At 67.5% G+C, this 24,572-nt stretch carries 25 protein-coding genes; 13 read left to right on the plus strand and 12 right to left on the minus strand.

Features of this window, described 5'->3' with window-relative positions:
- Positions 1 to 33: 33 nt before the first annotated feature.
- Complete coding sequence (locus tag QN239_RS25970; protein ID WP_499014749.1) at positions 34 to 1,488, plus strand: catalase; 1,455 nt, start codon at positions 34 to 36, stop codon at positions 1,486 to 1,488.
- On the opposite strand, the gene QN239_RS25975 is transcribed toward QN239_RS25970, so the two are convergent.
- On the minus strand, positions 1,489 to 2,037 hold the full coding sequence (locus QN239_RS25975; RefSeq protein ID WP_499014751.1) for a TetR/AcrR family transcriptional regulator: 549 nt from the start codon (positions 2,035 to 2,037) through the stop codon (positions 1,489 to 1,491).
- Between the two features lie 69 nt (positions 2,038 to 2,106).
- Here QN239_RS25975 and QN239_RS25980 point away from each other — a divergent pair, with 69 nt between their 5' ends.
- The 3 genes from QN239_RS25980 to QN239_RS25990 all read left to right on the plus strand — a co-directional run bounded on the left by QN239_RS25980 (position 2,107) and on the right by QN239_RS25990 (position 6,180).
- Positions 2,107 to 2,982 carry a TauD/TfdA dioxygenase family protein gene (locus QN239_RS25980; protein WP_499014753.1) on the plus strand — a complete coding sequence of 292 codons (876 nt, stop codon included), beginning with the start codon at positions 2,107 to 2,109 and terminating at the stop codon, positions 2,980 to 2,982.
- Between the two features lie 85 nt (positions 2,983 to 3,067).
- Positions 3,068 to 3,814 carry a beta-phosphoglucomutase family hydrolase gene (locus QN239_RS25985; RefSeq protein WP_499014755.1) on the plus strand — a complete coding sequence of 249 codons (747 nt, stop codon included), beginning with the start codon at positions 3,068 to 3,070 and terminating at the stop codon, positions 3,812 to 3,814.
- Positions 3,811 to 6,180, plus strand: a complete 2,370-nt coding sequence (locus QN239_RS25990; protein ID WP_499014757.1) for a glycoside hydrolase family 65 protein — start codon at positions 3,811 to 3,813, stop codon at positions 6,178 to 6,180. The genes QN239_RS25985 and QN239_RS25990 overlap by 4 nt, the downstream gene beginning before the upstream one ends.
- On the opposite strand, the gene QN239_RS25995 is transcribed toward QN239_RS25990, so the two are convergent.
- Complete coding sequence (locus QN239_RS25995; RefSeq protein WP_499016970.1) at positions 6,170 to 8,125, minus strand: YhgE/Pip family protein; 1,956 nt, start codon at positions 8,123 to 8,125, stop codon at positions 6,170 to 6,172. The two genes, QN239_RS25990 and QN239_RS25995, sit on opposite strands and share 11 nt — an antisense overlap.
- A 101-nt stretch (positions 8,126 to 8,226) precedes the next feature.
- Positions 8,227 to 8,928 (minus strand): P-loop NTPase family protein, encoded by a 702-nt coding sequence (locus tag QN239_RS26000; RefSeq protein WP_499014758.1) that lies wholly within the window; start codon positions 8,926 to 8,928, stop codon positions 8,227 to 8,229.
- A gap of 58 nt (positions 8,929 to 8,986) precedes the next feature.
- On the opposite strand from QN239_RS26000, the gene QN239_RS26005 reads away from it, so the two are divergent.
- Positions 8,987 to 9,625 (plus strand): TetR/AcrR family transcriptional regulator, encoded by a 639-nt coding sequence (locus QN239_RS26005; RefSeq protein ID WP_167157152.1) that lies wholly within the window; start codon positions 8,987 to 8,989, stop codon positions 9,623 to 9,625.
- On the opposite strand, the gene QN239_RS26010 is transcribed toward QN239_RS26005, so the two are convergent.
- The 3 genes from QN239_RS26010 to guaB form a co-directional block, all read right to left on the minus strand.
- Entirely contained in the window at positions 9,609 to 11,345 is a 1,737-nt protein-coding gene (locus tag QN239_RS26010) for a GMC oxidoreductase (RefSeq protein ID WP_267290468.1), read from the minus strand. The two genes, QN239_RS26005 and QN239_RS26010, sit on opposite strands and share 17 nt — an antisense overlap.
- Positions 11,346 to 11,427: 82 nt before the next feature.
- Positions 11,428 to 12,564: a GuaB3 family IMP dehydrogenase-related protein gene (locus QN239_RS26015; RefSeq protein WP_499014760.1), complete on the minus strand. Its 1,137-nt coding sequence runs from the start codon at positions 12,562 to 12,564 to the stop codon at positions 11,428 to 11,430.
- A gap of 20 nt (positions 12,565 to 12,584) precedes the next feature.
- The gene (gene guaB, locus QN239_RS26020; RefSeq protein ID WP_090363169.1) at positions 12,585 to 14,129 is read right to left on the minus strand and encodes an IMP dehydrogenase; all 1,545 of its coding nucleotides are present in this window, start codon (positions 14,127 to 14,129) and stop codon (positions 12,585 to 12,587) included.
- A 168-nt stretch (positions 14,130 to 14,297) separates the two neighbouring features.
- On the opposite strand from guaB, the gene QN239_RS26025 reads away from it, so the two are divergent.
- Entirely contained in the window at positions 14,298 to 14,702 is a 405-nt protein-coding gene (locus tag QN239_RS26025) for a DUF5319 domain-containing protein (RefSeq protein WP_090363168.1), read from the plus strand.
- A 27-nt stretch (positions 14,703 to 14,729) separates the two neighbouring features.
- Here QN239_RS26025 and QN239_RS26030 read toward each other — a convergent pair whose 3' ends face one another.
- The 3 genes from QN239_RS26030 to QN239_RS26040 form a co-directional block, all read right to left on the minus strand.
- Positions 14,730 to 16,010, minus strand: coding sequence for an anti-sigma-D factor RsdA (locus QN239_RS26030; protein ID WP_499014763.1), 1,281 nt, complete (start codon positions 16,008 to 16,010; stop codon positions 14,730 to 14,732).
- Positions 16,003 to 16,581, minus strand: coding sequence for a sigma-70 family RNA polymerase sigma factor (locus tag QN239_RS26035; RefSeq protein WP_167157146.1), 579 nt, complete (start codon positions 16,579 to 16,581; stop codon positions 16,003 to 16,005). Before QN239_RS26035 ends, QN239_RS26030 begins: the two co-directional genes overlap by 8 nt.
- Before the next feature lie 91 nt (positions 16,582 to 16,672).
- Positions 16,673 to 17,464, minus strand: a complete 792-nt coding sequence (locus QN239_RS26040) for a tetratricopeptide repeat protein (protein WP_499014765.1) — start codon at positions 17,462 to 17,464, stop codon at positions 16,673 to 16,675.
- Between the two features lie 400 nt (positions 17,465 to 17,864).
- Between QN239_RS26040 and QN239_RS26045 the strand changes: the two genes are divergently transcribed.
- Both QN239_RS26045 and QN239_RS26050 read left to right on the plus strand, forming a co-directional pair.
- The gene (locus tag QN239_RS26045) at positions 17,865 to 18,155 is read left to right on the plus strand and encodes a WhiB family transcriptional regulator (protein WP_090363162.1); all 291 of its coding nucleotides are present in this window, start codon (positions 17,865 to 17,867) and stop codon (positions 18,153 to 18,155) included.
- Between the two features lie 143 nt (positions 18,156 to 18,298).
- Positions 18,299 to 18,742: an OsmC family protein gene (locus tag QN239_RS26050; protein WP_167157142.1), complete on the plus strand. Its 444-nt coding sequence runs from the start codon at positions 18,299 to 18,301 to the stop codon at positions 18,740 to 18,742.
- A gap of 5 nt (positions 18,743 to 18,747) precedes the next feature.
- On the opposite strand, the gene QN239_RS26055 is transcribed toward QN239_RS26050, so the two are convergent.
- Positions 18,748 to 19,146 carry a VOC family protein gene (locus QN239_RS26055; protein ID WP_090363158.1) on the minus strand — a complete coding sequence of 133 codons (399 nt, stop codon included), beginning with the start codon at positions 19,144 to 19,146 and terminating at the stop codon, positions 18,748 to 18,750.
- A gap of 201 nt (positions 19,147 to 19,347) precedes the next feature.
- On the opposite strand from QN239_RS26055, the gene QN239_RS26060 reads away from it, so the two are divergent.
- Positions 19,348 to 20,652, plus strand: a complete 1,305-nt coding sequence (locus QN239_RS26060; RefSeq protein ID WP_499014768.1) for a S1C family serine protease — start codon at positions 19,348 to 19,350, stop codon at positions 20,650 to 20,652.
- A 72-nt stretch (positions 20,653 to 20,724) separates the two neighbouring features.
- Here QN239_RS26060 and QN239_RS26065 read toward each other — a convergent pair whose 3' ends face one another.
- The gene (locus QN239_RS26065; protein WP_499014770.1) at positions 20,725 to 21,447 is read right to left on the minus strand and encodes a cutinase family protein; all 723 of its coding nucleotides are present in this window, start codon (positions 21,445 to 21,447) and stop codon (positions 20,725 to 20,727) included.
- A 180-nt stretch (positions 21,448 to 21,627) separates the two neighbouring features.
- Between QN239_RS26065 and QN239_RS26070 the strand changes: the two genes are divergently transcribed.
- The 4 genes from QN239_RS26070 to QN239_RS26085 all read left to right on the plus strand — a co-directional run bounded on the left by QN239_RS26070 (position 21,628) and on the right by QN239_RS26085 (position 24,064).
- Positions 21,628 to 21,837 (plus strand): hypothetical protein, encoded by a 210-nt coding sequence (locus QN239_RS26070; RefSeq protein WP_139170178.1) that lies wholly within the window; start codon positions 21,628 to 21,630, stop codon positions 21,835 to 21,837.
- 110 nt (positions 21,838 to 21,947) lie between these two features.
- A complete protein-coding gene (locus QN239_RS26075) occupies positions 21,948 to 22,118 on the plus strand; it encodes a hypothetical protein (RefSeq protein ID WP_167157136.1) in 171 nt (56 codons plus the stop codon).
- A gap of 59 nt (positions 22,119 to 22,177) precedes the next feature.
- Positions 22,178 to 23,482 carry a carboxylesterase family protein gene (locus QN239_RS26080; RefSeq protein WP_499014771.1) on the plus strand — a complete coding sequence of 435 codons (1,305 nt, stop codon included), beginning with the start codon at positions 22,178 to 22,180 and terminating at the stop codon, positions 23,480 to 23,482.
- Positions 23,483 to 23,554: 72 nt separating this feature from the next.
- A complete protein-coding gene (locus tag QN239_RS26085; protein ID WP_499014772.1) occupies positions 23,555 to 24,064 on the plus strand; it encodes a hypothetical protein in 510 nt (169 codons plus the stop codon).
- Positions 24,065 to 24,077: 13 nt separating this feature from the next.
- Here the strand turns inward: QN239_RS26085 and QN239_RS26090 are convergent, their stop codons facing one another.
- Positions 24,078 to 24,539 (minus strand): cupin domain-containing protein, encoded by a 462-nt coding sequence (locus QN239_RS26090; protein ID WP_499016972.1) that lies wholly within the window; start codon positions 24,537 to 24,539, stop codon positions 24,078 to 24,080.
- Between the last annotated feature and the right edge of the window lie 33 nt (positions 24,540 to 24,572).

The following is a 24,572-nucleotide window of genomic DNA, read 5'->3' on the forward strand; positions in this document are numbered from 1 at the left end:
CCACCCACGAGACGCCGCACGAAAGGAGCCACGGTGACCGGAAACCAGCCCACTCCGACGACCACGGACGCCGGCATCCCCGTCTACAGCGACGAGCATTCGCTGACCATCGGCCCGAACGGCCCGATCCTGCTGCAGGATCACTACCTGATCGAGCAGATGGCGACCTTCAACCGAGAGCGGATCCCGGAACGCCAGCCGCACGCCAAAGGCGGCGGCGCCTTCGGCCATTTCGAGGTCACCCACGACGTCAGCGCCTACACCAAAGCGGCGGTGTTCCAGCCGGGCACCAAGACCGAGACGCTGACCAGGTTCTCGACCGTGGCGGGTGAACGTGGCAGCCCGGACACCTGGCGGGACCCGCGTGGATTCGCGACCAAGTTCTACACCGCCGACGGCAACTTCGACATGGTCGGCAACAACACCCCGGTCTTCTTCATCCGGGACCCCTTGAAATTCCAGCATTTCATCCGGTCGCAGAAGCGCCGCGCCGCCAACAACCTGCGCGACCACGATATGCAATGGGATTTCTGGACGCTGTCCCCGGAATCGGCGCATCAGGTGACCTGGCTGATGGGCGACCGCGGCATCCCGAAGGACTGGCGGCACATGAACGGCTACTCCAGCCACACCTACAGCTGGATCAATGCGGCCGGCGAGATCTTCTGGGTGAAGTATCACTTCAAGTCCGACCAGGGCGTCGAGTTCCTGACCCAGGACGAAGGTGACGAGCTGGCCGGCGTCGACGGTGACGCCCACCAGCGCGATCTGTACGACGCGATCGAGCGCGGCGAGTTTCCGAGCTGGACGCTGAAGATGCAGATCATGCCGTTCGAGGACGCGAAGGACTACCGGTTCAACCCGTTCGATCTGACCAAGGTGTGGCCGCATGCGGACTATCCGCTGATCGATGTCGGCAGGCTGACCCTGAACCGCAATGTCAGCGACTACCACACCGAGATGGAGCAGTCGGCGTTCGAACCCAACAACGCGGTGCCGGGTACCGGTTTGAGCCCCGACAAGATGCTGTTGGCCCGCGACTTCGCCTACGCCGACGCGCACCGCGCCCGGCTCGGGGTGAACTACAAGCAGATCCCGGTCAACACGCCGAGAACCGAGGTGCACAGCTACTCCAAGGGCGGCGCCATGCGCGTCAAGAACGTGACCGACCCGGTGTACGCACCCAATTCCTACGGCGGCCCCCAGGCCGACCCGGCGCGGACCGGCGAGCCGCTCTGGCACGCCGACGGCGACATGGTTCGCGCCGCGTACTCCTTGCATGTCGAGGATGACGACTGGGGTCAGGCGGGCACTCTGGTGCGCGATGTGCTCGATGACGCCGCTCGGGATCGGTTGGTGTCCAACATCTCCGGCCACCTGTCCAAGGGTGTGTCCGATCCGGTGCTGGAGCGCGCGTTCGAGTACTGGCGCAATGTCGACAAGGATCTCGGCGATCGGGTGGCGGCCGCCGTCGGCAAGGGCAGCTGATCAGCCCGGGGTGAGGATCCGCGCGGCGGCCGCGGCGGCCGAGGTGTGCATGGCCGCGTCGGGCGCCTCGGACAGACCCGTGGCCGATCGCAGGAACGGTTCGAACAGGCGCCAGCCCAGTTGCAGGGCAACGGCATTGGCCACGGCCAGCCGGCCGGCTTGCTCGTCTGCGAACTCCGGCAGCACCTGGTCCAGCAGCAGCGCAATGTTGGGGAAGTGCGTCTGCAACCGGCCCACCGGATAACCGTCGAGCAGAGCCCTGGCCATGACGCGGGTGTGCCGGTCGGTGGCACGTTCGATGTCCTCGGCCGGGGCGTCGGCGGCGACCAGGACGCGCAGGGCGGCGCCCAGATGGTCCAGCACCGCGCCGACCAGTCGTTCCTTGGTGCCGAAGTGGCGGTACACCAGGCCGTGGTTGACCCGGGAGCGGGTGGCGATATCGCGAATGGAGGTGGCGGACGGCCCGCAGTCGGCGAACAGTTCGGCCGCGGCGTCCAGGACAGCCGCGACCACTTCGTCGCGGCCCGCTGGTGGCGCGTTTGTAGTCACTTGACTACACTAGCCCATATCGCGTGTAGTCACCTGACTACACCGCCTCGGCCAGCGCAAAGGATCGACATGACCATCACCGTGACCCAACTCGGCAGCCGTATCGGCGCCCGCATCGACGGCGTGGAGCTGACCGGCGATCTCGACGCCGGCACGGTCGCCGAGATCCGCGCCGCCCTCCTCCGGCACAAGGTGGTGTTCTTCCGCGACCAGCACCACCTCGACGACAACCGCCAACAGGCCTTCGCCCGACTGCTGGGCAGCCCCGTCGGGCACCACGCCTTCACGCGGCACGGCGGGGTCATCGCGCCCATCGATTCCGAGTACGCCAAGGCCACCCGCTGGCACACCGATGTCACCTTCATGCCGGACTATCCCGCCATCTCCGTGCTGCGCGCGGTGACCCTGCCCCGCTACGGCGGTTCGACGCTGTGGGCGTCGACCGCCGCCGCCTACGACCACCTGCCGGCACCGCTCAAGCACCTCGTCGAGAATCTGTGGGCACTGCACAGCAACCGGTACGACTACGCCGCGGCGCAGGGCGAGATCACCGACACCCAGCGCGCCCTGCGGGAGGCGTTCGAGAAGCCGGATCTGCGCGCCGAGCACCCGGTGGTGCGGGTGCACCCCGAGACGGGCGAACGGACCCTGGTCGCCGGGGATTTCGTCCGCGGCCTGCTCGGCCTGGACAGCCACGAGTCACATGCCCTACTGGAATTGCTCCAGCGTCGGATCACCATGCCCGAGAACACCATTCGCTGGACCTGGGTACCGGGTGACGTCGCCATGTGGGACAACCGGGCCACCCAGCATCGCGCCGTCGACGACTACGACGACCAGCGCCGCGTCATGCACAGGGTCACCCTGGCCGGCGACGTGCCCGTCGACGTGTACGGACAGCGCAGCCGCGCCGTCGGTGACACCGTGCACCAACAGGCCGGCTGACGTCACCACATCGCCGAGCATGCCCACAGCCGGAAACGGGCATGGTGGAGTGGTACCCGTCCGCCACCGGAAAGCGAGGGCTGTCATGCTCGGCCTGCCCAAGAACGTGCACGCGTGCCTGTTCGACCTCGACGGTGTCCTCACCGACACCGCCAGCGTGCACAAAGCGGCATGGAAGGCGATGTTCGATGAGTACCTGCGCGAGCATGCCGACCGCACCGGTCAGTCGTTCGTTCCGTTCGACATCGACCAGGACTACCTGAGCTACGTCGACGGTAAGCCCCGCGAGGACGGTGTGCGCACCTTCCTGAACAGCCGGGGTATCGACCTGCCCGCGGGCACACCCGACGACGGTCCCGACGCCGAGACGGTGGCCGGTCTGGGCAATCGAAAGAACCAGATGTTCCAGAAGGTTCTGCACACCGAGGGCGTCGAGGTGTTCGACGGCTCCCGGAGGTATCTGAAAGCGGTCGCCGCCGCCGGCCTGGGCGTGGCGGTGGTGTCGTCCAGCGCCAACACCCGCGAGGTCCTCGAGGTGACCGGGCTGGCCCGGTACGTGCAGCAGCGCGTCGACGGCGTCACCCTGCGCGAGGAACACCTCGACGGCAAACCGGCACCGGATTCGTACCTGCGTGGGGCCGAATTGCTCGGCGTCGCGCCCTCGGCCGCCGCGGTGTTCGAGGACGCCCTGTCCGGGGTGGAGTCCGGGCGAGCCGGACACTTCGGCCTCGTCGTCGGGGTCGACCGGGTCGGTCAGGCCGACCAGTTGCGCGCCCACGGCGCCGATATCGTCGTCACCGACCTCGCCGATCTGCTGGAGGCCGGCCGATGATCGACCACGACGCCTTCCCCATCGAACCCTGGCGTATCCGCGAGACACGGCTGGACCTCGACCTGCTGGCTCAGTCCGAATCCATCTTCGCGCTGTCCAACGGGCACATCGGGCTGCGTGGCAACCTCGACGAGGGCGAGCCGCACGGACTACCGGGAACCTATCTGAACTCGTTCTACGAAACCCGGGCCCTGCCCTACGCCGAAACCGGCTTCGGCTATCCCGAAGCCGGCCAGACGATCGTCGACATCACCAACGGAAAGCTGCTGCGCCTGCTGGTCGACGACGAGCCGTTCGATCTCAGGTACGGCGAACTGATCGACCACGAACGGGTTCTCGACCTGCGCGCCGGCACCCTCACCCGGGTGGCCCAGTGGCGCTCCCCGGCCGGCAAGCAGGTGAAGATCACCTCGACCAGGTTGGTGTCGCTGACTCAGCGCAGCGTCGCGGCGATCGAGTACGTGGTCGAGGCGGTCGACGAATTCAGCCTTGTCACAGTGCAATCGGAGTTGGTGGCCAACGAGGACCAACCCGAGATGTCCGCGGATCCGCGGGTGGCCGCGGGACTCGATCACCCGCTGGAGGCGGTCTCGCACGAGCACACCGAACACAGCGGCCTTCTGGTGCACCAAACCCGCAACAGCGGCCTGATGATGGCGGCTGCGATGGACCACGAGGTCGAGGTGCCCGGGCGCGTCGAGGTGACCACCGAGGCGCGTGCCGATGTGGCGCGTACGACGGTGATCTGCGGTCTGCGGCCGGGTCAGAAACTGCGCATCGTCAAGTATCTCGCCTACGGATGGTCCAGCCTGCGGTCGCGCCCGGCGCTACGCGACCAGGTCGCCGGGGCATTGGCCGGCGCCCGCTACAGCGGTTGGCAGGGTCTGTTGGATGCCCAACGCACCTACCTCGACGAGTTCTGGGATGCCGCCGATGTCGAGGTGTGGGGTGATCCGGACAGCCAGCAGGCCGTCCGGTTCGGGTTGTTCCACGTGCTTCAAGCCAGCGCCCGCGCCGAGCGCCGGGCCATCGGCGGTAAGGGGCTGACCGGAACGGGTTATGACGGCCACGCTTTCTGGGACACCGAGGGGTTCGTGCTGCCGGTTCTGACCTACACCAAACCGCATGCCGCCGCCGATGCCCTGCGCTGGCGCGCAGCGACTTTGGATCTCGCCAAGGACCGTGCCGAGCAGCTCGGGCTCTCGGGCGCCAGTTTCCCCTGGCGCACGATACGCGGTGAGGAGTGCTCGGCCTACTGGCCGGCGGCCACGGCCGCCTGGCATATCAACGCCGATATCGCGATGGCCTACGAGCGCTACCGACTGGTGACCGGCGACGACAGCCTGGAACGCGAATGCGGGCTGTCGGTGCTGGTGGAGACGGCGCGACTGTGGATCTCGCTGGGCCACCACGATCGGCACGGGGTATGGCACCTCGACGGGGTCACCGGTCCGGACGAATACACGGCGCTGGCAAGCGACAATGTGTTCACCAATCTGATGGCCGCCCTGAATCTGCGGGTGGCGGCCGACGCATGCCGGCGCCATCCCGACGGCGCCGCGGCCATCGGGGTCACCACCGAGGAGACCGCGGCGTGGCGGGATGCCGCCGCGGCAGTGCACATCCCGTTCGACCGCGAACTCGGGGTGCACTCCCAGTCCGAGGGTTTCACCAGCCTGGCCGAGTGGGATTTCACCGAGAACACGAACTATCCCCTGCTGCTACACGAACACTACGTCCGGTTGTACCCGGCCCAGGTGCTCAAACAGGCGGACCTGGTCCTGGCCATGCATTGGCAGAGTCACGCCTTCACCGCCGAGCAGAAGGCCCACAATGTCGACTATTACGAGCGTCGCACCACCAGGGATTCCTCCCTGTCGGCGTGCACCCAGGCGGTGCTGTGTGCCGAGGTGGGCCATCTGGAACTGGCCCACGACTATGCCTATGAGGCGGCCCTGATCGACCTGCGCGATCTGCACCACAACACCCGCGATGGTCTGCACATGGCCTCGCTGGCCGGCGCCTGGATCGCGCTGGTGGCCGGGTTCGGTGGCCTGCGTGACGACGAAGGCGTGCTGGCGCTGGACCCGCACCTGCCCGACGGGATCGACCGATTGCGATTCCGGTTGCGCTGGCGCGAATTTCGCCTGACCGTCGATGCCACTCACGCAGAGGTGATCTACAGCCTGCGCGACGGCCCGCACTCGCACCTGACGATCCGGCACGCCGGGGCCGAACTCACCGTCAGCACTCAGGAGCCCACCACTGTCGCCGTGTACGTGCGCAAACCCCTGCTGCCCGCGCCGTCGCAGCCACCCGGCAGGGAACCGATCCGGCGCCGGCTCGGTTCTGATGTCACATCTTGATCGCGGGCATCAGCCGCGTCATGTTCCACATCCGGTTGCGCCGGGCCGACAGCGAGGAGATCACCAACGCCCCGGCCCAGATGATCAGCAGCGCGATCACGGCCTGCCACAGCCGGTGATCGATACCGCCGAGGATCAACTGGCGTAATCCGTTGACCCCGTAGGTCATCGGGTCGTAGTTGTGGAAGACCTGGAACGGCCGGGAGGTGGTCTCCACCGGGTACATGCCGCCGGCGCTGACCAGCTGGAGCATCAGCAGCGCCATGATCAGCACGCGCCCCACCGCCGGTCCGACGAGGGCGTTGATCGCTTGGGTGGCCGCGACGAACGCGCACGAGATCAGCACCATGAAGGCCAGCATCGCCACGGGATGGGCCGCGTGCATACCCAGCGCGAACCGCACCACGCAGTACAGGATCACCGCCTGGCACAGCCCGATCGCCACCGCCGGCAGATAGCTGGCCAACACCACCCGGATGGCCAGGACCTCCGCGGCGATCGGCCGGGTCTGCAACGGCCGCAGCACCATCCAGAGCACCAGGGCACCGAAGAACAGCGCCAGGGTGATGAAGAACGGGGCCATACCCGTGCCGAAGTTGGGCGCGGCGTTCTCGTGCGCGGTTTCCAGATGCACCGGACCACCGATGGTGTCGGCGATCGACTCCTTCTGCTGCGCGCTCCAGTCCGGGACTTGCTTGGCACCGTCGGCGAGCTTGGTCGCAAGCTCTGCCGATCCGGCGCGCAGCTGGCCGGTGCCCGTCTTCAACTGCTGGGCGCCGTTGTCGAGTTTGACTATTCCGCTTGACAATTCGGCGCTGCCGGAGGCGAGTTTCTGGGCACCGCCACGCAGTTCGTTGAGTTTGTCGGTGAGCTCCTGACCCTTGGCCCCCACCTGATCCAGGCCGGTGCCCAGCGGGCTGCCCGGGGTGCGCATCGACGAGGTCATGGATATCGCGGCGTTCTCCGCGTCGGTCAGCTGCTGACGGATCTGCGGGGTGAACTGGTGCGCCTGCAACTGGTCCTGCACGCCGCGCAGCGTTCCGGCGGCACTGTTGGCCAACGGATCTGCGCTGGTGGAGAGCTGGTTGATCACCGCGGTGAGCGAGTCGGCCGCGGTGTCCTGAGCGATGGCGATGGCACCGATCTGGTCGTTGGCCTGGCGCAGGGCGGCCGTGCCCTGTTGCAGCTTGTCGGTGTCGCCACCGATCTGCGCGAGGGCCCGGGTCACCGCGACCAGCGGGTCGGTGGCCTTGGTGATGCCGTCGGAGAGCTGTTGGGCGCCGGTGGCCAATTGCGCCGAGCCAGACCGCGCGGTGTGCAGACCCGCGGACAGTGCGGCGGCGCCGTCGTCGACCTTGACCGCGCCGTCGGCGAGCTGGTGGGCCCCGTCGGCCGCCTGTTTGATGCCGGCCCCCGACGAGACCACCACGGACAGCACCTGATTGACGGCCTGCCCGGAGATCCTGGTGGACACCGCATTGAGCACCTGGTCGGTGGCGGTGCGCCCGATACTCGACGAGATGTAGTTGTTGGCGTCGTTGTAGACCGCGATCAGGTTGGCCTGTTTCGGCTGCCCGGTCAGCGGTGAGGCGATGGCTTCGCTGAAGTCCGAGGGCAATTCGAGCATGAAGTAGTACTTGCCGTGTTCGACCCCGGTGCGCGCCTCGTCATCGCTCACGACATTCCAGTCCATGCTGCCGTCGGCAGTCAAGCTCTTGGCGATCTCGTCTCCGACGTTAACCTGCTGCCCGGACACCACCGCGCCGCGGTCCGAATTGACCAGCGCAACAGGCATTTTGTTGACATGGCCGAAGGGATCCCAGTAGGCCCACAGGTACAGCGCGCCGTACACCAGGGGCAGCAGCATCAGCACCACGATCGCCACCCGGGTCAGCCGACTGCGGGCAAAGCGTTTGATCTCGGAGCCGAAGGCGAGTCCTGCCAGCGGGGATGAGCCGCTTGCGCGAAGACCATTCAATACCGATGAGCCGCTTGCGCGAAGACCATTCAACACCGATGAGCCGCTTGCGCGAAGACCTTTCAGCATCAGGAGTCCTTTCCGGTCAGGCTGCGGTGATCGTGGAGGTCGTGGTCGGGTGCATCTGCGCCCAGCGGATTGGTCACGCCCACCACGACGGTCTGCGTTTCGGCGAGGGCGCCGAGCCGCTGGACGGCCAGCGCGCGGCGGGCGTTGTCCCGAACCTGTTCGAGATCGCCGACCACCAGGATCGGCCGATCCGAGAACCGGGCCAGGGTGACCCGAAGCAGGAACAGGTCCAGATCGGACAGTTCACTGATGAAGGTCGTGGCCGACGGCGCCGGGATCTCACCGAACACCTCGCGCAGGGCGGTCTCGCCGGCCTCGATCGGCACCTGCCGGTACCACGGCGCCAGCCAGCGGCGCTGCTCGGCGAGCACGGTCGCCACGGTCACCGAGTCCTCCAACTCGTCGATATCGTCGAACGCCGCGATCGAGCAGTGTCTGCGGATCTCGCGCGGCCGGGTGTCGCCGCAGACGGTGACGGTGCCGTGGGTGGGTTTCAGGCGGCCGGCCAGGGTCAGCAGGAGCGCGGTCTGACCCCAGCCGCCGGGCATCTGGATGGCGTGGAAACCACTGCTCAGCTCGAGATCGATATCCGAGAACAACGGTCCGTGTTCACCGTCGACGCCGAGCCCGACGGCCGTGATCAGCGCCGGAGCGGCGTCGACGGATTCGTCGGCGGCCGGGGCGTCCTGCGCGTCTGCCATCTCTCAACCTCTCCGAACAATTTCGATACCATCTGGTATCGATTCGATACTGTCGAGTATGCTGTCGTCCATGTCCTCTGTCAAACCCGCTCGGACCCGCCCCACGCGCGATGAGGTGCGCGATCGGATACTCGACGCGGCGCTGGAGGTGTTCGCCGCGGAGGGTTTCGCAGGCACCACCATCGACGCGATCGGCCAGGCGGCCGGCTTCACCAAGGGTGCGGTGTACTCCAACTTCGAATCCAAGGATGAGCTGTTCCTCGCCTTGCTCGACCGCCAGTTCGAGACGCGCAGCGCCTTGATCGCGACGGCGTTCGGTGCCGGCCGTGGCGACATCAAGGCGACAGCCGAGGCACTCAGCCGATCCATGCTCGGGTCGATCCACGACGAGAGCCAGTATCAGCTGGTGCTTTTCGAGTACTGGCTGCGCGCCGTACGCGACCCCGCACTACGCGACCGGCTCATCGCACGCAGACGCGCCGCCGTCGAGCAGGCCATGCAGGTCGTCGAGGGCGCCCAGACCGGGCTACCCAGTCAGCGGCTGGCCGACCTGGCCCAACTCGTCGTCACCGTCACCGCGGGTGTCGCGCTGGAAGAGATGCTGCAACCCGGGGTCATCCGCGCCGACATGATCGAGCGCCTCATCACCCGATTGCTCGAATCGGTACCCGGTGAACCCGTCAGCCCGCAGAGCTGACGGGGTGAATCGGCAACCGGCGCAGGGCACCCGGCGCGTCGGCGGGGACCACCGGACGGACCGGCGCGACCGGAGCCAGGCGCTGATAGGGCTCCCCCTGCGCGGGACGCTGGTCCTGCTCACCCTTGTTCGGCCACATCGAGGCCGCGCGCTCGGCCTGCGCGGTGATCGAAAGCGACGGATTCACACCGAGATTGGCTGAGATCGAGGCGCCGTCGGTGACGTAGAGCGTCGGATAGTTGTACACCCGGTGATACGGGTCGATGACACCGGTCTCGGCACTGTCACCGATCGCCGCCCCACCCAGGAAGTGCGCGGTGAGCGGAATGTTGAACAGCTCGCCCCACGTGCCGCCGGCCACACCGTCGATCTTCTCCGCGATCCGGCGGGTCACCTCGTTGCCGGCCGGGATCCAGGTCGGGTTGGGCTCACCGTGGCCCTGCTTGGACGACATCAGCCGCTTGCCCAGCGGTCCGCGTTTGGTGAACGTGGTGATCGAGTTGTCCAGGTGCTGCATCACCAGCGCGATGACGGTGCGCTCACTCCAGTGTTGCGGGTTGAGCAGCCGGATCATGCCGCGCGGATCGTCGCCGGCCAGCTGCAGGAACTGCCGCCACCGCGGGGTGTCGGTGCCCTGCGGCCCCGCGCCGTCGGTCATCAGCGTCTGCAGCAGGCCCATGGCATTGGAGCCCTTGCCGTAGCGGACCGGCTCGACGTGGGTGTCGGCGGTCGGGTGGATCGACGAGGTGATGGCGACGCCGTGGGTCAGGTCACGGCGCGGGTCCACCGTGAGGGTCTGGGCACCCACGATGGACTCGGAGTTGGTGCGGGTCAGCACGCCCAGACGCTGCGACAGCTTGGGCAGCTTGCCGGTGTCACGCATCTTGAACAGCAGCTTCTGCGTGTTGTACGTGCCGGCCGCGACAATCAGGTTGGTGGCGGTGAACGTCTTGCGCTTGCGGCGCAGCTTGCTGCCGGTCCGCGCGGTGCTGACCTCCCACAGCCCATCGGGCCGCTGACCGAAGCTGGTCACCGTCGTCATCGGGTGCACCTGCGCTCCTGCGGCTTCCGCCAGGCCCAGGTAGTTCTTCACCAGGGTGTTCTTGGCGCCGTGGCGGCATCCGGTCATGCATTCTCCGCATTCGATGCAGCCGGTGCGGGCCGGTCCCGCGCCGCCGAAGTACGGGTCCGGGACGGTCTTGCCCGGCGCCTTCTCCCCGTCGGGTCCGAAGAACACCCCCACCGGGGTGGCGACGAAGGTGTCCCCGACACCCATGTCGTCGGCGACCTCTTTCATCAACCGGTCGGCGTCGGTGAAGGTCGGGTTGGTGACCACACCGAGCATGCGCTGCGCCTGCTCGTAGTGCGGCATCAGCTCGGAGCGCCAGTCGGTGATCCCCGCCCACTGCTTGTCGGCGAAGAACGGCTCCGGTGGCACGTACAGGGTGTTGGCGTAGTTGAGCGAGCCGCCGCCCACCCCGGCGCCGGCCAGGATCATGCAGTTACGCAGCAGATGGATGCGCTGGATGCCGTACATGCCCAGCTGGGGCGCCCACAGGAAGCGGCGCAGATCCCAGGAGGTTTTGGCGAAGTCGGCGTCGGAGTATCGCGGGCCGGCCTCCAGGACCCCCACCCGGTAACCCTTCTCGGTCAGTCGAAGGGCGCTCACGCTGCCCCCGAAACCCGAGCCGATGATCAAGACGTCATAGTCCGGCTGCATGTGACCAGTATGACGCTACCGACAGGTAACTTCTAGACAGGAACGCCTAACTTGTAAAGAAAAGCCGGGTCGATCAGGCTGCTCACGCCCCCACGGTCAGGCCGACCTTCTGAAATTCCTTCAGGTCGCAGTACCCGGCCTTGGCCATCGACCGCGCCAGCCCGCCGACCAGATTCAGCGAACCGAACGGGTCGTCCGACGGTCCGTCGAGCACCTGCTTGAGCGAAGGCCGGTCGCCGAGGGTCACCTGCAGCAGCGCACCGCGCGGCAACGACGGATGCGCGGCCGCGGACGGCCAGAACCAGCCGCCGCCCAACGCCTCGGCGGCGGTGGCCAGCGGGGTCCCCAGCACCACGGCGTCCGCACCGCAGGCGATCGCCTTGGCCAGATCACCGGAGGTGTGGATATCCCCGTCCGCCAGCACGTGCACGTAGCGCCCGCCGGTCTCGTCCAGGTATTCGCGGCGCGCGGCGGCCGCGTCGGCGATCGCGGTGGCCATCGGGACGCTGATACCCAGCACCTCGTCGCTGGTGGTCACGCCCCGGGTGGAGCCGTAGCCGACGATGACGCCGGCCGCACCGGTGCGCATCAGGTGCAGCGCGGTGCGGTGGTCCAGCACACCGCCGGCGACCACCGGGATGTCCAGTTCGGAGATGAACGTCTTCAGATTGAGGGGCTCGCCATCTTGGGCCACCCGCTCGGCGGAGATGATCGTGCCCTGGATGACCAGCAGGTCGATTCCCGCGGCCACCAGAGCCGGCGTGAGAGCCTGTGCGTTCTGCGGGCTGACCCGCACCGCGGTGGTCACCCCGGCCTCGCGGATACGGGCCACGGCCGCACCCAGTAGTTCGGGATCCAGCGGGGCGGCGTGCAGCTGCTGCAGCAACCGGATGGCCGCCGTTTCATCGGATGCAACAGCAGCAACTTCAGTGACCTGGGCGATCTTGTCCTCGACATCGGCGTGCCGGCCGATCAGGCCCTCCCCGTTGAGCACCCCCAGACCGCCGAGTCGGCCCATCTCGATGGCGAACTCCACCGAGACCAGCGCGTCGGTCGGATGCGCCACCACCGGGATCTCGAACCGGTAGGCGTCCAGCTGCCAGGCCGTGGACACGTCCTTGCTGGAGCGGGTACGCCGCGACGGGACGATGTTGATGTCGTCGAGTTCGTAGGTCCGGCGGGCGGTTCTGCCCATGCCGATTTCAACCATGTCACGCATAGGGGTTTTGCTCCCAGGCCCTAACGGGCGTAGTAGTTCGGCGCTTCGACAGTCATGGTGATGTCGTGCGGATGGCTTTCCTTGAGCCCCGCCGCGGTGATCTGGACGAACTGCGCCTGCTGCAGGTGCTCGATCGTGTCCGATCCGGTGTATCCCATGGCGGCCCGCAATCCACCGGTGAGCTGGTGGATGACGGTCGAGAGCGGACCGCGGAACGGTACCCGGCCTTCGATGCCCTCGGGGACGAGCTTGTCCTCGGAGAGCACATCGTCCTGGAAGTAGCGGTCCTTGGAGAACGACTTCTGCGTGCCGCGGCCCTGCATGGCGCCCAGCGATCCCATGCCGCGGTAGCTCTTGAACTGCTTGCCGTTGACGAAGATGAGGTCGCCCGGGGATTCGGCGGTGCCCGCCAGCAGCGAGCCGAGCATCGCGGTGGAGGCACCTGCGGCCAGCGCCTTGGCGATGTCCCCGGAGTACTGCAGACCACCGTCGGCGATCACCGGCACACCCTTGGGTGAGCAGGCCGCGACGGCCTCCAGGATCGCGGTGATCTGCGGGGCGCCCACCCCGGCCACCACCCGGGTGGTGCAGATCGAGCCGGGCCCGACCCCGACCTTGACGGCGTCGGCACCGGCTTCGACGAGCGCGGCGGCCGCGGCGCGGGTGGCCACATTGCCGCCGACCACGTCGACCTTGTCCCCGACGACGGACTTCAGGCGGTGCACCATGTCGAGCACCAGGCGGTTGTGGGCGTGCGCGGTGTCCACGATGAGCACGTCGACACCGGCGTCGGCCAGTGTCATCGCCCTGGTCCAGGCGTCATCGCCGATGCCGACGGCGGCACCGACCAGCAGCCGGCCGTCGCTGTCCTTGGTGGCCAGCGGGAACTGCTCGGTCTTGACGAAGTCCTTGACGGTGATCAGGCCGGTCAACTTGCCGTGCCCGTCGACGATGGGCAGTTTCTCGATCTTGTATCGGCGCAACAGGCCCAGTGCCGCCTCCGCGGACACCCCCGCCTGCGCGGTGATCAGCGGCGCCTTGGTCATCACCTCGGCGACCGGCTTGGACTGGTCCACTTCGAAACGCATATCGCGGTTGGTGATGATCCCGACCAGGGAGCCCTGCGCGTCGACCACCGGCAGCCCGGAGATCCGGAACCGGGCGCACATCGCGTCGACCTCGGCCAGCGTGTTCTCCGGCGAGCAGGTCACCGGGTCGGTGACCATCCCGGCCTCCGAGCGCTTCACCGTCTCGACCTGACCGGCCTGTTCGGCCACCGAAAGGTTGCGATGCAGCACGCCCATACCGCCGGCGCGGGCCATCGCGATGGCCATCCGAGACTCGGTGACGGTGTCCATCGCCGAGCTCACCAACGGCACCCGCAACCGGATCCGCTTGGTCAACTGGCTCGAGGTGTCCACATTCGCGGGGACCACGTCCGATGCGGCCGGCAGCAGCAGGACGTCGTCGAACGTCAGCCCGAGCATCGCGATCTTCGTCGGATCATCGCCGCCGGTCGGCACCGGTACGGCCAAAGGGATGCTGCTGCTTTCAGCAATCGACATAGGTGGAGCCTCCAGGAACCAACACGGCCAAACACAGGCGTGGATCTAAAAGACCATCTTATCGGCACTGACCTCGATGCTCGTGACCACACCGCCACACCGGCCCGTTCGGGCGACACCCGGGCGGACGGCTGGCGCGGATGTGGCGGGGCTGCGTACGCTAGAACCGTGCGTGATGACCTCCCGCCGGGGCTGCCGCCGGATCCCTTCGCAGATGACCCGTGCGATCCCTCGGCGGCGCTCGACGCGATCGAGCCCGGTCTGCCACTGGATCCGCAGGAACGCAGCGCCGTCGAGGCCGACCTCGCCGATCTTGCGGTGTACGAGGCCCTGCTGGCCCACAAGGGAATCCGCGGTCTGGTGGTGTGCTGCGACGAATGCCAGCAGGACCACTATCACGACTGGGACATGTTGCGCGCCAACCTGCTGCAGCTGCTCGTGGACGGTACCGTGCGCCCGCACGAGCCGGCCTACGATCCAGAGCCCGATGCCTACGTGACATGGGACTACTGCCGCGGCTACGCGGACGCGTCACTCAACGAGGCCACGTCGGAATCCGACGGGTACCGCTGACTTCCTGATCGACAACCCGGCCCGGTGTCAGTGACCGCTGGGCACGGTGGTCGTCGTCACCGCCACCTCGGGTGCCCGCTGCGGCGCTGACGTCGACTCCGCGGCGGGCGCCTTCGTCGTCTGCACGGGTTCCTCCGCATGCGACTGGGGCGCCTGGGAACGGGCGGGCGGAGCGCTGGGCTCCTCCTGCTGTACCGGCGGGGCCGCGGAGGTGGCCGACGGCGAGGCCGCCGCATTCGGTGCCACCGTGGTCGTCGTGGTCGCGGTGCGCGACACCGTGGCCTGCGTCGTCGTGGTGGCGGTCGTGCTCGGGACGACCGACGTGGTGGTCGCCGTGCTCGGCGGCGCCGTCGTGGTCGTGCTCGTGGCGACCGTGGTGGTGGTCGTGCTCGGGGCCGCCGAGGTGGTGGTCGCCGTGGACGGTGTCACCGATGTCGTAGACGTCGAGGACGTCGAGGACGTCGCCGGCTCCGATGTGGTGGTCGTGGTCTCCGTGCCGGGGGACGTGGTCGTGGTGTCCGACGACGGTGTGGTCGTCGTCAACAGAACCTCGGATCCGGTGGTCGAGGTCACACTGGTCGCCTCCGGCGGCGTCGTGGTGGCCGTGGAGGTATCCGTACGGCTTTCGATCACCGGGACCGGCAGCAGCGTCAGAGGTGAGGACGGCAGCACCGGCAGCGGCTCACCCGCCGGCGGCAGCGTGGCGGCCGGATTCTGCTCGACGACCTTGTAGGTCAACGCATTCCACTGCTGGATGAGTTCGGATTTGCGCTCGACCGTCTCCACGCTCTGCACCTTGGTCGACAGGGCCGCCAGTCTGTCCTGGGCCTGGTCCCACTGGCCGGTGTTGATCAGCTGCTGGACCTGCTCCATCTCGGTCTGAGCCGCCAGCACCACCGCGTCGTCGCGGGTCTGGCGCTGATCGCCGAACAGCATGCTGTGCAAGCCGTACAGACCGTCGCCGGGGTTGGCGCTGTACACCACCGAGGCGAAGCCACCGAGGCACAGCACGGCGGCTGCAGCGGAACCGATCACGGCCAGCGAGCGCCGGTTACGGCGCCGCGTCGAGAAGTCGAGCGCGTGGTGCAGCGCAGACTCGGCCTCGTGCGGCGGGACCACGTGGTCCATGGGGACCTGTCGGACCTCGTCACGCCATCCGGTGAGCAGGAAGGCGAGCTCGGCATCGGCGTGGTCGGTGGAGAACACCGGCTGTTCCGAGGCCAGCGCGTCGAGGAACTTGTCGGCGCGGTTGATGTCGTTGAGGGACGGATCGCCCCCGTTGGCGGTCCAGCGACCAAAATCAGGCATAGTCGCCCCCGCCCGTGCTGATCTCGGACTTGAGCTTGGCCAGGGCGCGATGCTGCGCGACGCGGACGGCGCCGGGCGTGCTGCCGACGGCTTCGGCGACCTCCTCGGCGCTCATCCCGACCACGACGCGAAGGATGATGATCTCGCGCTGCTTGTCCGGCAGGGTCGCGAGCAACCGGTCCATCCGCGCGGACGCCTCGGAGTCAAGTGCCCGCTGTTCGGGCCCGGCTTCCCCCGAGAGCCGCTCAGGCACCACATCGGTGGGCTCAGAGCGGTTACGCGCAGACGCCCGGTGGGCGTCGGCGATCTTGTGCGCAGCGATGCCATACACGAATGCCAGGAAGGGTCTCCCCTGATCCTGGTAGCGCGGCAGCGCCGTGATGGCGGCCAAGCACACCTCCTGCGCAATATCGTCAGCCGATAGACCACTTCGTTCTGCTGACCCGATCCGCGCCCGGCAATACCGGACGATGATCGGGCGGATGGTCTCCAGCACCACCCGGAGTGCATCCCGATCGCCGGCCACCGCATGAGCGACGACATCATCGAGACGTTCTCCCGAAATTGTCATCGTGGGCGATATCTCCAGCGTTACGTAAGGGACACATCCAGGCAGGATGCGCGTCAGATAAACACTAACGATCCGGGCGGGCCGAACCGCTTCAGCGACGCGACCACACGCCGCCTCTGCGTCGCACTGTATCGGCGGCAGCGTCGCGAACAGCGACGACGTGCGCGGGCGGATGGACGGCACTGCCGATATCCGCGAGCAGGCATCCCAGCGCCCAGCGCAGGGGTACGAGCCCGAACCGCTCGGTGTCACCGAGTGCTTGGTCGGCGACCGAACGCGCCTGCTCGAGGCGTCCGGCGCAGCACAGAGCGGCCGCCAGCACCACGGCCGACTTGACGGTGTGCCGCGGCGAACCGACCGATGCGGCCAGCTCCACCGCACGTTCGGCATGGACGACGGCGGCCGCGCCGTCGCCGCCGGCCATGTTGAGTTCCGCCGACACCCACTGCAGCCGCACCGGCAGCCGGGCGGGGCCGGATCCGTCCACCAGCCGCTCCGCACGGGCCAGCAACCGCGCCGAGAGCGCGAGCCGCCCCACCCCGAGTGCGTCGGCGGCCAGACCCACCAGAGCATCGGCACCGGCCTCGGGATCCGTGCCCGCGGCCGCCCAGGCTCGGCCGTCCCAGCCACGCGCGCTGTCGTGCCCACCCAGCTGTCGGAGAAACGAGGCCCTGGTGCTGTGGGCCAGCGACAGCAGCGGTCCTGGGTGCGCGGCGCGGCAGATCTCGCCGAGGTCGGTCAGTGCGCTGGCGTAGCGCCCTTGACCGCCCGCCGCGACGGCGCGCAGCCAGCGATCCCGCTGTGAGGTCGCCGCGGGCAGCGGCCAGAGCTCCGGATGCGGACCGAAAGCGGCCTCGGCCAGGGACGTTGTCGTGGTGGTCATCGGATTGCGACGTTATCAACGCGCTCGGGAAGCACCGGAGTCACGTGACGAAGCCAACCTTGGTTAACAGTTGGTGGTCTCCATGTTTCCAATAGATCAACCACCTAACGGCTGCTAGGTAATTGCAATTACGACGAACAGCGGAAATGCACACAAGCGTCAACTTCGCAGCGTTTGTTGAACACTCTTCTCGTTGCGTGCGGGTCGCAATGATGAACGTGATGTAAATTCTCACGCTGCTGCTATGCGGTTACGCACACGACCTGGCTATTGACGATTTTTCGGTAGCCCTTCTACGTTGTGTGCACGAGTAGTCATCGGCGACAAGTGCTCGGATCGGTTCCGCGACTCACGCACCTACGCGTTTCGCGAATTAGGTGCGACGAGAGGGGTTTTCCAAATGCCACAGCCGCAGCAACTACCCGGACCCAATGCCGACATTTGGGACTGGCAAATGGCAGGACTTTGCCGAGGTGTCGACTCTTCGATGTTTTTCCATCCGGACGGCGAGCGCGGCCGGGCCCGTGCCCAGCGCGAAATGCGGGCCAAGGAGATGTGCCGCAGCTGCCCGGTGATCACGCAATGCCGTTCACACGCCCTTGCTGTAGGTGAGCCGTACGGTATTTGGGGCGGGCTGAGCGAGTCCGAACGCGAACTCCTCCTCAAGCGCGGGATCCGCCGCACCGCCTGACACTCGACTGACGGAAGAGCCCCGCCCCGATGCCCCGGCGGGGCCTTTCTGTGTGCCAGGCCGGTTCCCGATACCGGACACCGCCCACGGTCGGCGGTGGTACTTCTTGAGGATCCGCGAGCCCACACCCTCCAGGAGGCCCGATGTCCACCAACCCGCCCGCCGAGGGCACCGTGATCGTCACGGAGACGGGCACCGGCACCTACACGCAGGAGATCATCGCCGGACAGCACCGGTTGACCGCCGACGAGCCACGTCCGGTCGGCGACGATGCGGGACCGACTCCCTATGATCTGCTGCTGGCCGGCCTCGGTGCCTGCACCTCCATGACGGTGCGGATGTATGCCGACCGCAAGGGTTGGCCCCTCGAGCAGGTACGCGTGGCCCTTCGCCATTCCCGGATTCACGCCAAGGACTGCGCCGACTGTGAAACCACCATCGGGTGGATCGCTCAGATCGATCGCGAGATCGAACTGATCGGGGACCTCGACGACGGTCAACGTCAGAAGCTGATGGACATCGCCGAACGCTGCCCCGTCCATCAGACGTTGACCGGCGAGGTTCGGATCACCACGACCGCGCACTAGTCTTCTCAGATCACCCGGCGCGGAACCAGCACCACCCGCCACCGGTCGGGGTCCTCGAACGTCAACGCGCCCACCTTGTTCCAGTATGGATTCTCCGGTTCCACGGGGGCACATCCGGCCGCGGCGAGACGTTCGACCATGGCGTACATCTGCGCGTCGCCGTGAAAGTACAGCACCAGGAGGTTGTCCGCCGTGGGCGCCGGACACGGGCTTCCGGCGACGTGCGTGGTGAACTCCAGGTGATACTCAGACCCGGGCAGACCCAGCATGACTCCGGAGTACCCGTCGTGGTCGTCGAACCGATAGAGGACAGGCAGGCCCAGGTACTCGGCGTAGAACCGCTCGACCTCCGCGAGCCGATCGGTGGGGCGGGCGACACGGATCTGGGCGAATTCGACAGTCACGGATCGAGTGTCCGATCTCAACTGCACTTGAGGTCAAGTGCCGGCCTGGGGTGAGGTATGCGACGGCACTGGTTACCAAAATGCGGCCGAAATCTCGGACGGGACAGAGCCAACTCTCAGTCCAGTCTCAGCCACCGCCGGATGATTGTGGTTAAGCAACTGTGCTATTTCATCATTCAAGAAAGTGACGCACACTCCACAATGACAAGCCCTGAGCAGCAACCGTTTCAGCCACACGACCCGAATGCTCCTCTGACCCAACCGATCCCACGCGCCTACGACTGGCGATATGCCACCCAGCAACCCGTGCCGCCGTTCTACCAGGCTGCCCCTGTGCGCAATATCGCTCCTGCGGGCCGCAAGCGTTCCAAGGCCGGACTGCTCGCCGTCGGCGCCTTGGCGGTCGCGGTGGCCGGTGGTGGAATCGGTGCGACCGCTGCGTGGGTGGCCCATCCCGACAGCCTCACTCCCCCGCCCGCGGTCGCGTCGCCGGCACCGCACGCGGCGGCGTCCCAGCCGGCCGCCGCGGCGCCTGCCGGATCCGTCGAGCAGGTCGCGGCCAAAGTGATGCCCAGCGTCGTGAAACTGCGGATCCAGATGGGCCAGGGTGAGGCCGAGGGCTCCGGCGTCGTGCTGACCTCCGACGGATTGATCCTCACCAACAATCACGTGGCGGCCGCGGGCGCAGACAGTGCCGACGGCGCTCAGCCCGCATCGATGAACGGGGGCGAAGCCACGCGGACCGTGACCTTCTCCGACGGTCGCTCGGTCCCCTTCAGCGTTGTCGGCACCGACCCGACCGGTGATCTCGCGGTGGTGCGTGCCGAGGGCGTTTCGGGGCTCACCCCGATCGCCATCGGATCGTCCAAAGACGTCAAGGTCGGCGAGCAGGTGGTGGCGATCGGATCACCGCTGGGCCTGCAGGGCACCGTCACCACCGGCATCGTCAGCGCGCTCAACCGCCCGGTGGCGGCCGGCGACGGCTCCGGCGGCCAGGCGTCCGTCCTGGACGCCATCCAGACGGATGCGGCGATCAACCCGGGTAACTCCGGCGGTGCGCTGGTGAACATGAAGGGTGAGCTGATCGGGCTGAACTCCGCGATCGCCACCCTGGGCGCGGGCCAGGGCGGCCCGGGCGGCGGTGGCGGCGAGAGCGGTTCGATCGGGCTGGGCTTCGCCATCCCGTCCGACCAGGCCAAGCGCATTGCCGACGAGCTGGTGTCCACCGGCACCGCCAGCCACGGGTCGCTCGGGGTGCAGCTCAGCACCGATCCGACGGCGAGCAGCGGCGCCGCGATCGCCAATGTCGCCGACGGCGGCCCGGCCGCATCTGCCGGGATCCCGGACGGCGCGGTGATCACCAAGGTCAACGATCAGGTCATCGATGGGCCCGAGGCGCTCGTCGCGGCGGTACGTTCAAAAGCACCGGGCGACAACGTGTCTCTGACCTACCTGGATCAGTCTGGTGCTTCCCAGACCACCCAGGTCACCCTCGGGAAGGCCTAGCCCACCCCAGAGCCCACCCCAGACCACGGCCGCCGCAATGCCCCCTCCCCCTCGTTGCGGCGGCCGTTTCGTCTACGTGGCCTGCTGGGCCGACGGCACCGACGGTGCCGGCTGACCGAGTTGGCGGACAACGAAATCCGCGGCCTGGAGGGCCATTCCGTTGTCCTTGTAGGCGCTGTGCGCAGCCCGGTCCAGGCTGATCCCCGGCGAGCACACGGGATCGCCGGGTGCACACAACTCCAACGTCTTGGCTTGATACCGGTCGCCGATCGCGATCGGTGGAGCATCATGGTCCGCCAGCCCGAGAAACAGCGGTGACGGCGTTCCGAACAGCACGACCGCGGCGACATGCGAGGCCACCGAGGCCGGCATGGGGCCGGAAATGCCCGCGGGCAGAACGAATCCGGCAGGCACACTGTCCGCCGTCGTATAGCCGGCCACCGCCGCGCCTTGCGAGTAACCACCGAGGACGATCTTCGTGTTCGGGCAGCCGGCCGCCAAGGATTCGAGCGTGTTGCCGGCATCGGCCACGCCCTGCGCCGCCTGCTCGAAGTCCAGTGAGGCCGGATAGTTCACCGCATCGACGGCCACCGCCTCGCCGGGCAGCCGGGAGTTCAGCGCGTCGACGAAGGCCTGGCCGGTGGCACCGACGCCCGGCGCCTCGAACGTCCCACGCGCGAACACCACCTCCACATCCGGACAGGCCGGGGCCGCCGCGGCGGTTGCCTGCGGCCCCAGTACCGCGGCAAGCGACAGGCCCGCGGCCAGGAGTGTGGATCCGGTGGTGAGCTTCATGATGTGACCTCCCTGTTGGTGGTATCAGCGTCGCGTGTGCATGACCTCCGACACATCGCAGCTGGCAACCAGCTGGGAATACCGGCTAGCCGGTAGCCGAGACGGGGGCCAATCGGGATGCCCACCACGGGCGTGCAGGCAGACGATGGTGTGACCATCGAGTCCAGCAAGGGAAATGTCATGAAGATGAATGTGTTTCGGGCATCCGGTATCGCCGTCATCGCCGCTGCTGCGGGCATCGGCCTGGCACCTGCGGCCGCGGCCGCCCCGGACCCGGCATGCAACCGGGTCAGCATCACCTGCGCCGGATCGGGCGACTACAGCGCCAACTTCACCGAACCGGTCTCACAGCCGGATCCGTACGCCTTCCTGTTCTGGCAGCAGCCCTAGGAACGCCGTTTCTGCCATCCATCGATCAGTTCCTGCCGGGCGGAATGACACTGCCGGACATCCTGTTTCAACCATCAGAGCAACAACGACCACAGAAGAAGATGATCCAGATGAAGAAATTCGGATTCGCCACCCTGATCGCCACCAGCATGACCGCAGCAGTCCTGGGTCTGGCCGCACCCGCCCAGGCCGCCATCGGGACGCCGGTCGGTCCGCACTACAGCGTCGACAACCACGACGAGGTGAACACCACCAACGGCTTCGTCGACCAAGCGTTCTGACCCCGCCGACCAAGCACCCCCGGCCCATCGGACCGGGGGTGCTTTCGTATCGTCATCGCGTGGCGACCCAACGGCTCGATGGCGGCGGCACTTCGCTGCTGGTGAACGAAGAGAACCACCTGATCACGGCCCGCGGTATCCGCTACGCGCGCGCCGAGCGGTTCGCGGTACCGGAGTTGACGGCATTCGGGAGCGGTACGGTCGACGCGACCCAGCGCGGTCCGGCGTGCCCCCAGTTCCCTTCGAGGTTGCAGTTCGTCACGGGGGCGGTCGGCGAGGGGCTGGCGATCAGCGAACAGTGTCAGGTGCTCAGCGTGACCGCACCGGCCGACGCCGACCGGCTGCCGGTGATGGTGTGGTTCCACGGTGGGGCCTACGTGTCCGGCAGCGGTGAATCCGACAAGTACGACCCCGACGCGCTCGCCGCCGAGGGCCGGGTCGTCGTGGTGAACGTCAGTTACCGGCTGGGCGTCTTCGGCTATCTGAACCTGCACGACCAGGACACCCAGAATCTGGGGCTACGCGACCAGATCTGCGCGCTGCGCTGGGTCCGGGACAATATCGCGGCGTTCGGCGGTGACCCGGCACGGGTGACGGTGTTCGGGCAGTCAGCCGGCGGCGATTCGGTGATGTCGCTGATGTTGTGCCCGGACGCCTCCGGATTGTTCACGCGGGCCATCCTGCAGAGCGCGCCGCTGGGGCTGCCATCCGGCCGGCCGGCGATGGCGGAGGCGATGCTCGCCGCGGCGACCGCGTCGCTGTCCGGGGTACCCGCCCTGCAAGCCGACGTCGCGCAGCTGCTGGACGCTCAACTGGCCGCCGCGCGGACCGCCCAGCAGTTCGGCAGGCTGGGACTGATGCCGTTCGCGCCGATCCTCGGGTTTGCGCCGCTGCCGTCCGCCGCCGACGTCGACGCGCGGATCGCCGACGCCGCGGCACGTATCGAGATCCTGGTGGGCTACACCCGTGCCGACGCACGGCCGTTCGTCTCGATGGATCCGCGGGGCAACCGCCTCCAGCAGGCGGGGCCGGCCGGCCCCTACCTCGCCGCGGCATTCGGACGCATCATGACTCGGCGCATCTTCGGGCGCCCGGCAGCTCAACTCGCCGAGAAGTGGAACCGCGCGGGTGGACGGTCCTCGACATTCCGCTTCGACTGGACACCCCGGCGGGCACCGCTGGGAGCGTGTCACTGTATCGAGTTGCCGCTGTTGCTGGGATCCCGCGGAGCCTGGTCGGATGCTCCGATGCTCGGGGCGCAACCCATCGACGAGGAGCTGGCCCGCCGGACACGCGCCCAGTGGAGTGGGTTCGCCCACGAGGGTCTGGCCGCGTTGGGCCCGGCACCGCTGCGCATCGGATGACGATCGCCCCAAACGCCTCACCCGCGCGACCGGTCAGGTAACTCTTCTCACGAACACGACGATGACAGTTCTGTGATCTCGATACCGCGCATTCGTGGAACGGCCGCGAGCGGCGCCCTGGCGATGGTGGCCTTCGTCAGCCCCGTCCTGGCACACGCCGCCCCGCCGCTGCCCGATTCTTGTGGTTCCGCCAGCGTCGTCGACGATATCTGCACCGCCCGCCTGACGTCGGTGACGGCCGATGTCGTCAACGGGACGATCACCGGCACGCCGGTCGGCAGCGAAACACCGATAACCTTTGCAGGACAAGGGGATGCGTATCTGAAGTCGACAGGATTCGGGACTGCGGCACCGGAGGCGGTGCAGAGCTGGGACACCGCGATCGACCAGGTGGCCGACCTCGACGTCGACCCCGCCAACCCCAATTGGTACGGCAACGCCAAGGCCAGAGTGTTCCTGCCCAGGACGCTCAATGACCTGGCCACCCGGTTTCCGCCCGGCAGCCTGGTGGTTCGGTTCGCGGCCGACGACGCACAGTCCGGCGCCTACCGGCTGGTGTCGATTCAGCCGACGGCCCGGTGAGCGCGCCCGTGAGTCAGCGCGGCGGCCCGAGAATGATCTGACCGAACTTGTCCGCGCCCTCAGCCATTCGAGCGGGAGAGATCTCGAAATCGTCCGGGCGCGGTGTTGCCCTGTCGCGGCCGGCGTAGCGGAACATCCCTTCGATTCCCGCGGGAGTGTTGATCATCAGCAGATCGGCCTTCTTGGACGTGATGCGGTACGCGTGTGGAATGTTCTTGGGCAGAAAGACGATCCCGCCTTCGGAGAGTTCCATCTCCTCGTCGTCGTACCACAGCAGCGCGGTCCCCTTGATCAGCATGAAGACCTCGTCCTCGCGGGTGTGCTTGTGATACGGGGGCGCTTCACCCTCACTGACATCGAAGCGTCCGACCATCAATTGGCCGTTCGTGGCCTTACCGTCGAGCAAGATCGCCAGGGTGCCGCCGTCGAGCCATTCCAACTGCTGTTGCTGGCTCGGCTGTGCCAGGTACGCCATGCTCACGCGTCACCCCTCCTTCGGCATAGGCGG

This window comes from Mycolicibacterium sp. Y3 (genome assembly GCF_051188035.1).
GTDB lineage: Bacteria > Actinomycetota > Actinomycetes > Mycobacteriales > Mycobacteriaceae > Mycobacterium > Mycobacterium fluoranthenivorans.

Excerpts from the sequence above, each read along its gene's own strand:
- QN239_RS25980 (WP_499014753.1), top strand. The coding sequence starts at position 2,107 with ATGACCATCACCGTGACCCAACTCGGCAGCCGTATCGGCGCCCGCATC.
- QN239_RS25985 (WP_499014755.1), top strand. The coding sequence starts at position 3,068 with ATGCTCGGCCTGCCCAAGAACGTGCACGCGTGCCTGTTCGACCTCGAC.
- QN239_RS25990 (WP_499014757.1), top strand. The coding sequence starts at position 3,811 with ATGATCGACCACGACGCCTTCCCCATCGAACCCTGGCGTATCCGCGAG.
- QN239_RS26000 (WP_499014758.1), bottom strand. The coding sequence starts at position 8,928 with ATGGCAGACGCGCAGGACGCCCCGGCCGCCGACGAATCCGTCGACGCC.
- QN239_RS26005 (WP_167157152.1), top strand. The coding sequence starts at position 8,987 with ATGCTGTCGTCCATGTCCTCTGTCAAACCCGCTCGGACCCGCCCCACG.
- QN239_RS26010 (WP_267290468.1), bottom strand. The coding sequence starts at position 11,345 with ATGCAGCCGGACTATGACGTCTTGATCATCGGCTCGGGTTTCGGGGGC.
- QN239_RS26015 (WP_499014760.1), bottom strand. The coding sequence starts at position 12,564 with ATGCGTGACATGGTTGAAATCGGCATGGGCAGAACCGCCCGCCGGACC.
- guaB (WP_090363169.1), bottom strand. The coding sequence starts at position 14,129 with ATGTCGATTGCTGAAAGCAGCAGCATCCCTTTGGCCGTACCGGTGCCG.
- QN239_RS26030 (WP_499014763.1), bottom strand. The coding sequence starts at position 16,010 with ATGCCTGATTTTGGTCGCTGGACCGCCAACGGGGGCGATCCGTCCCTC.
- QN239_RS26035 (WP_167157146.1), bottom strand. The coding sequence starts at position 16,581 with ATGACAATTTCGGGAGAACGTCTCGATGATGTCGTCGCTCATGCGGTG.
- QN239_RS26040 (WP_499014765.1), bottom strand. The coding sequence starts at position 17,464 with ATGACCACCACGACAACGTCCCTGGCCGAGGCCGCTTTCGGTCCGCAT.
- QN239_RS26045 (WP_090363162.1), top strand. The coding sequence starts at position 17,865 with ATGCCACAGCCGCAGCAACTACCCGGACCCAATGCCGACATTTGGGAC.
- QN239_RS26050 (WP_167157142.1), top strand. The coding sequence starts at position 18,299 with ATGTCCACCAACCCGCCCGCCGAGGGCACCGTGATCGTCACGGAGACG.
- QN239_RS26060 (WP_499014768.1), top strand. The coding sequence starts at position 19,348 with ATGACAAGCCCTGAGCAGCAACCGTTTCAGCCACACGACCCGAATGCT.
- QN239_RS26065 (WP_499014770.1), bottom strand. The coding sequence starts at position 21,447 with ATGAAGCTCACCACCGGATCCACACTCCTGGCCGCGGGCCTGTCGCTT.
- QN239_RS26070 (WP_139170178.1), top strand. The coding sequence starts at position 21,628 with ATGAAGATGAATGTGTTTCGGGCATCCGGTATCGCCGTCATCGCCGCT.
- QN239_RS26075 (WP_167157136.1), top strand. The coding sequence starts at position 21,948 with ATGAAGAAATTCGGATTCGCCACCCTGATCGCCACCAGCATGACCGCA.
- QN239_RS26090 (WP_499016972.1), bottom strand. The coding sequence starts at position 24,539 with ATGGCGTACCTGGCACAGCCGAGCCAGCAACAGCAGTTGGAATGGCTC.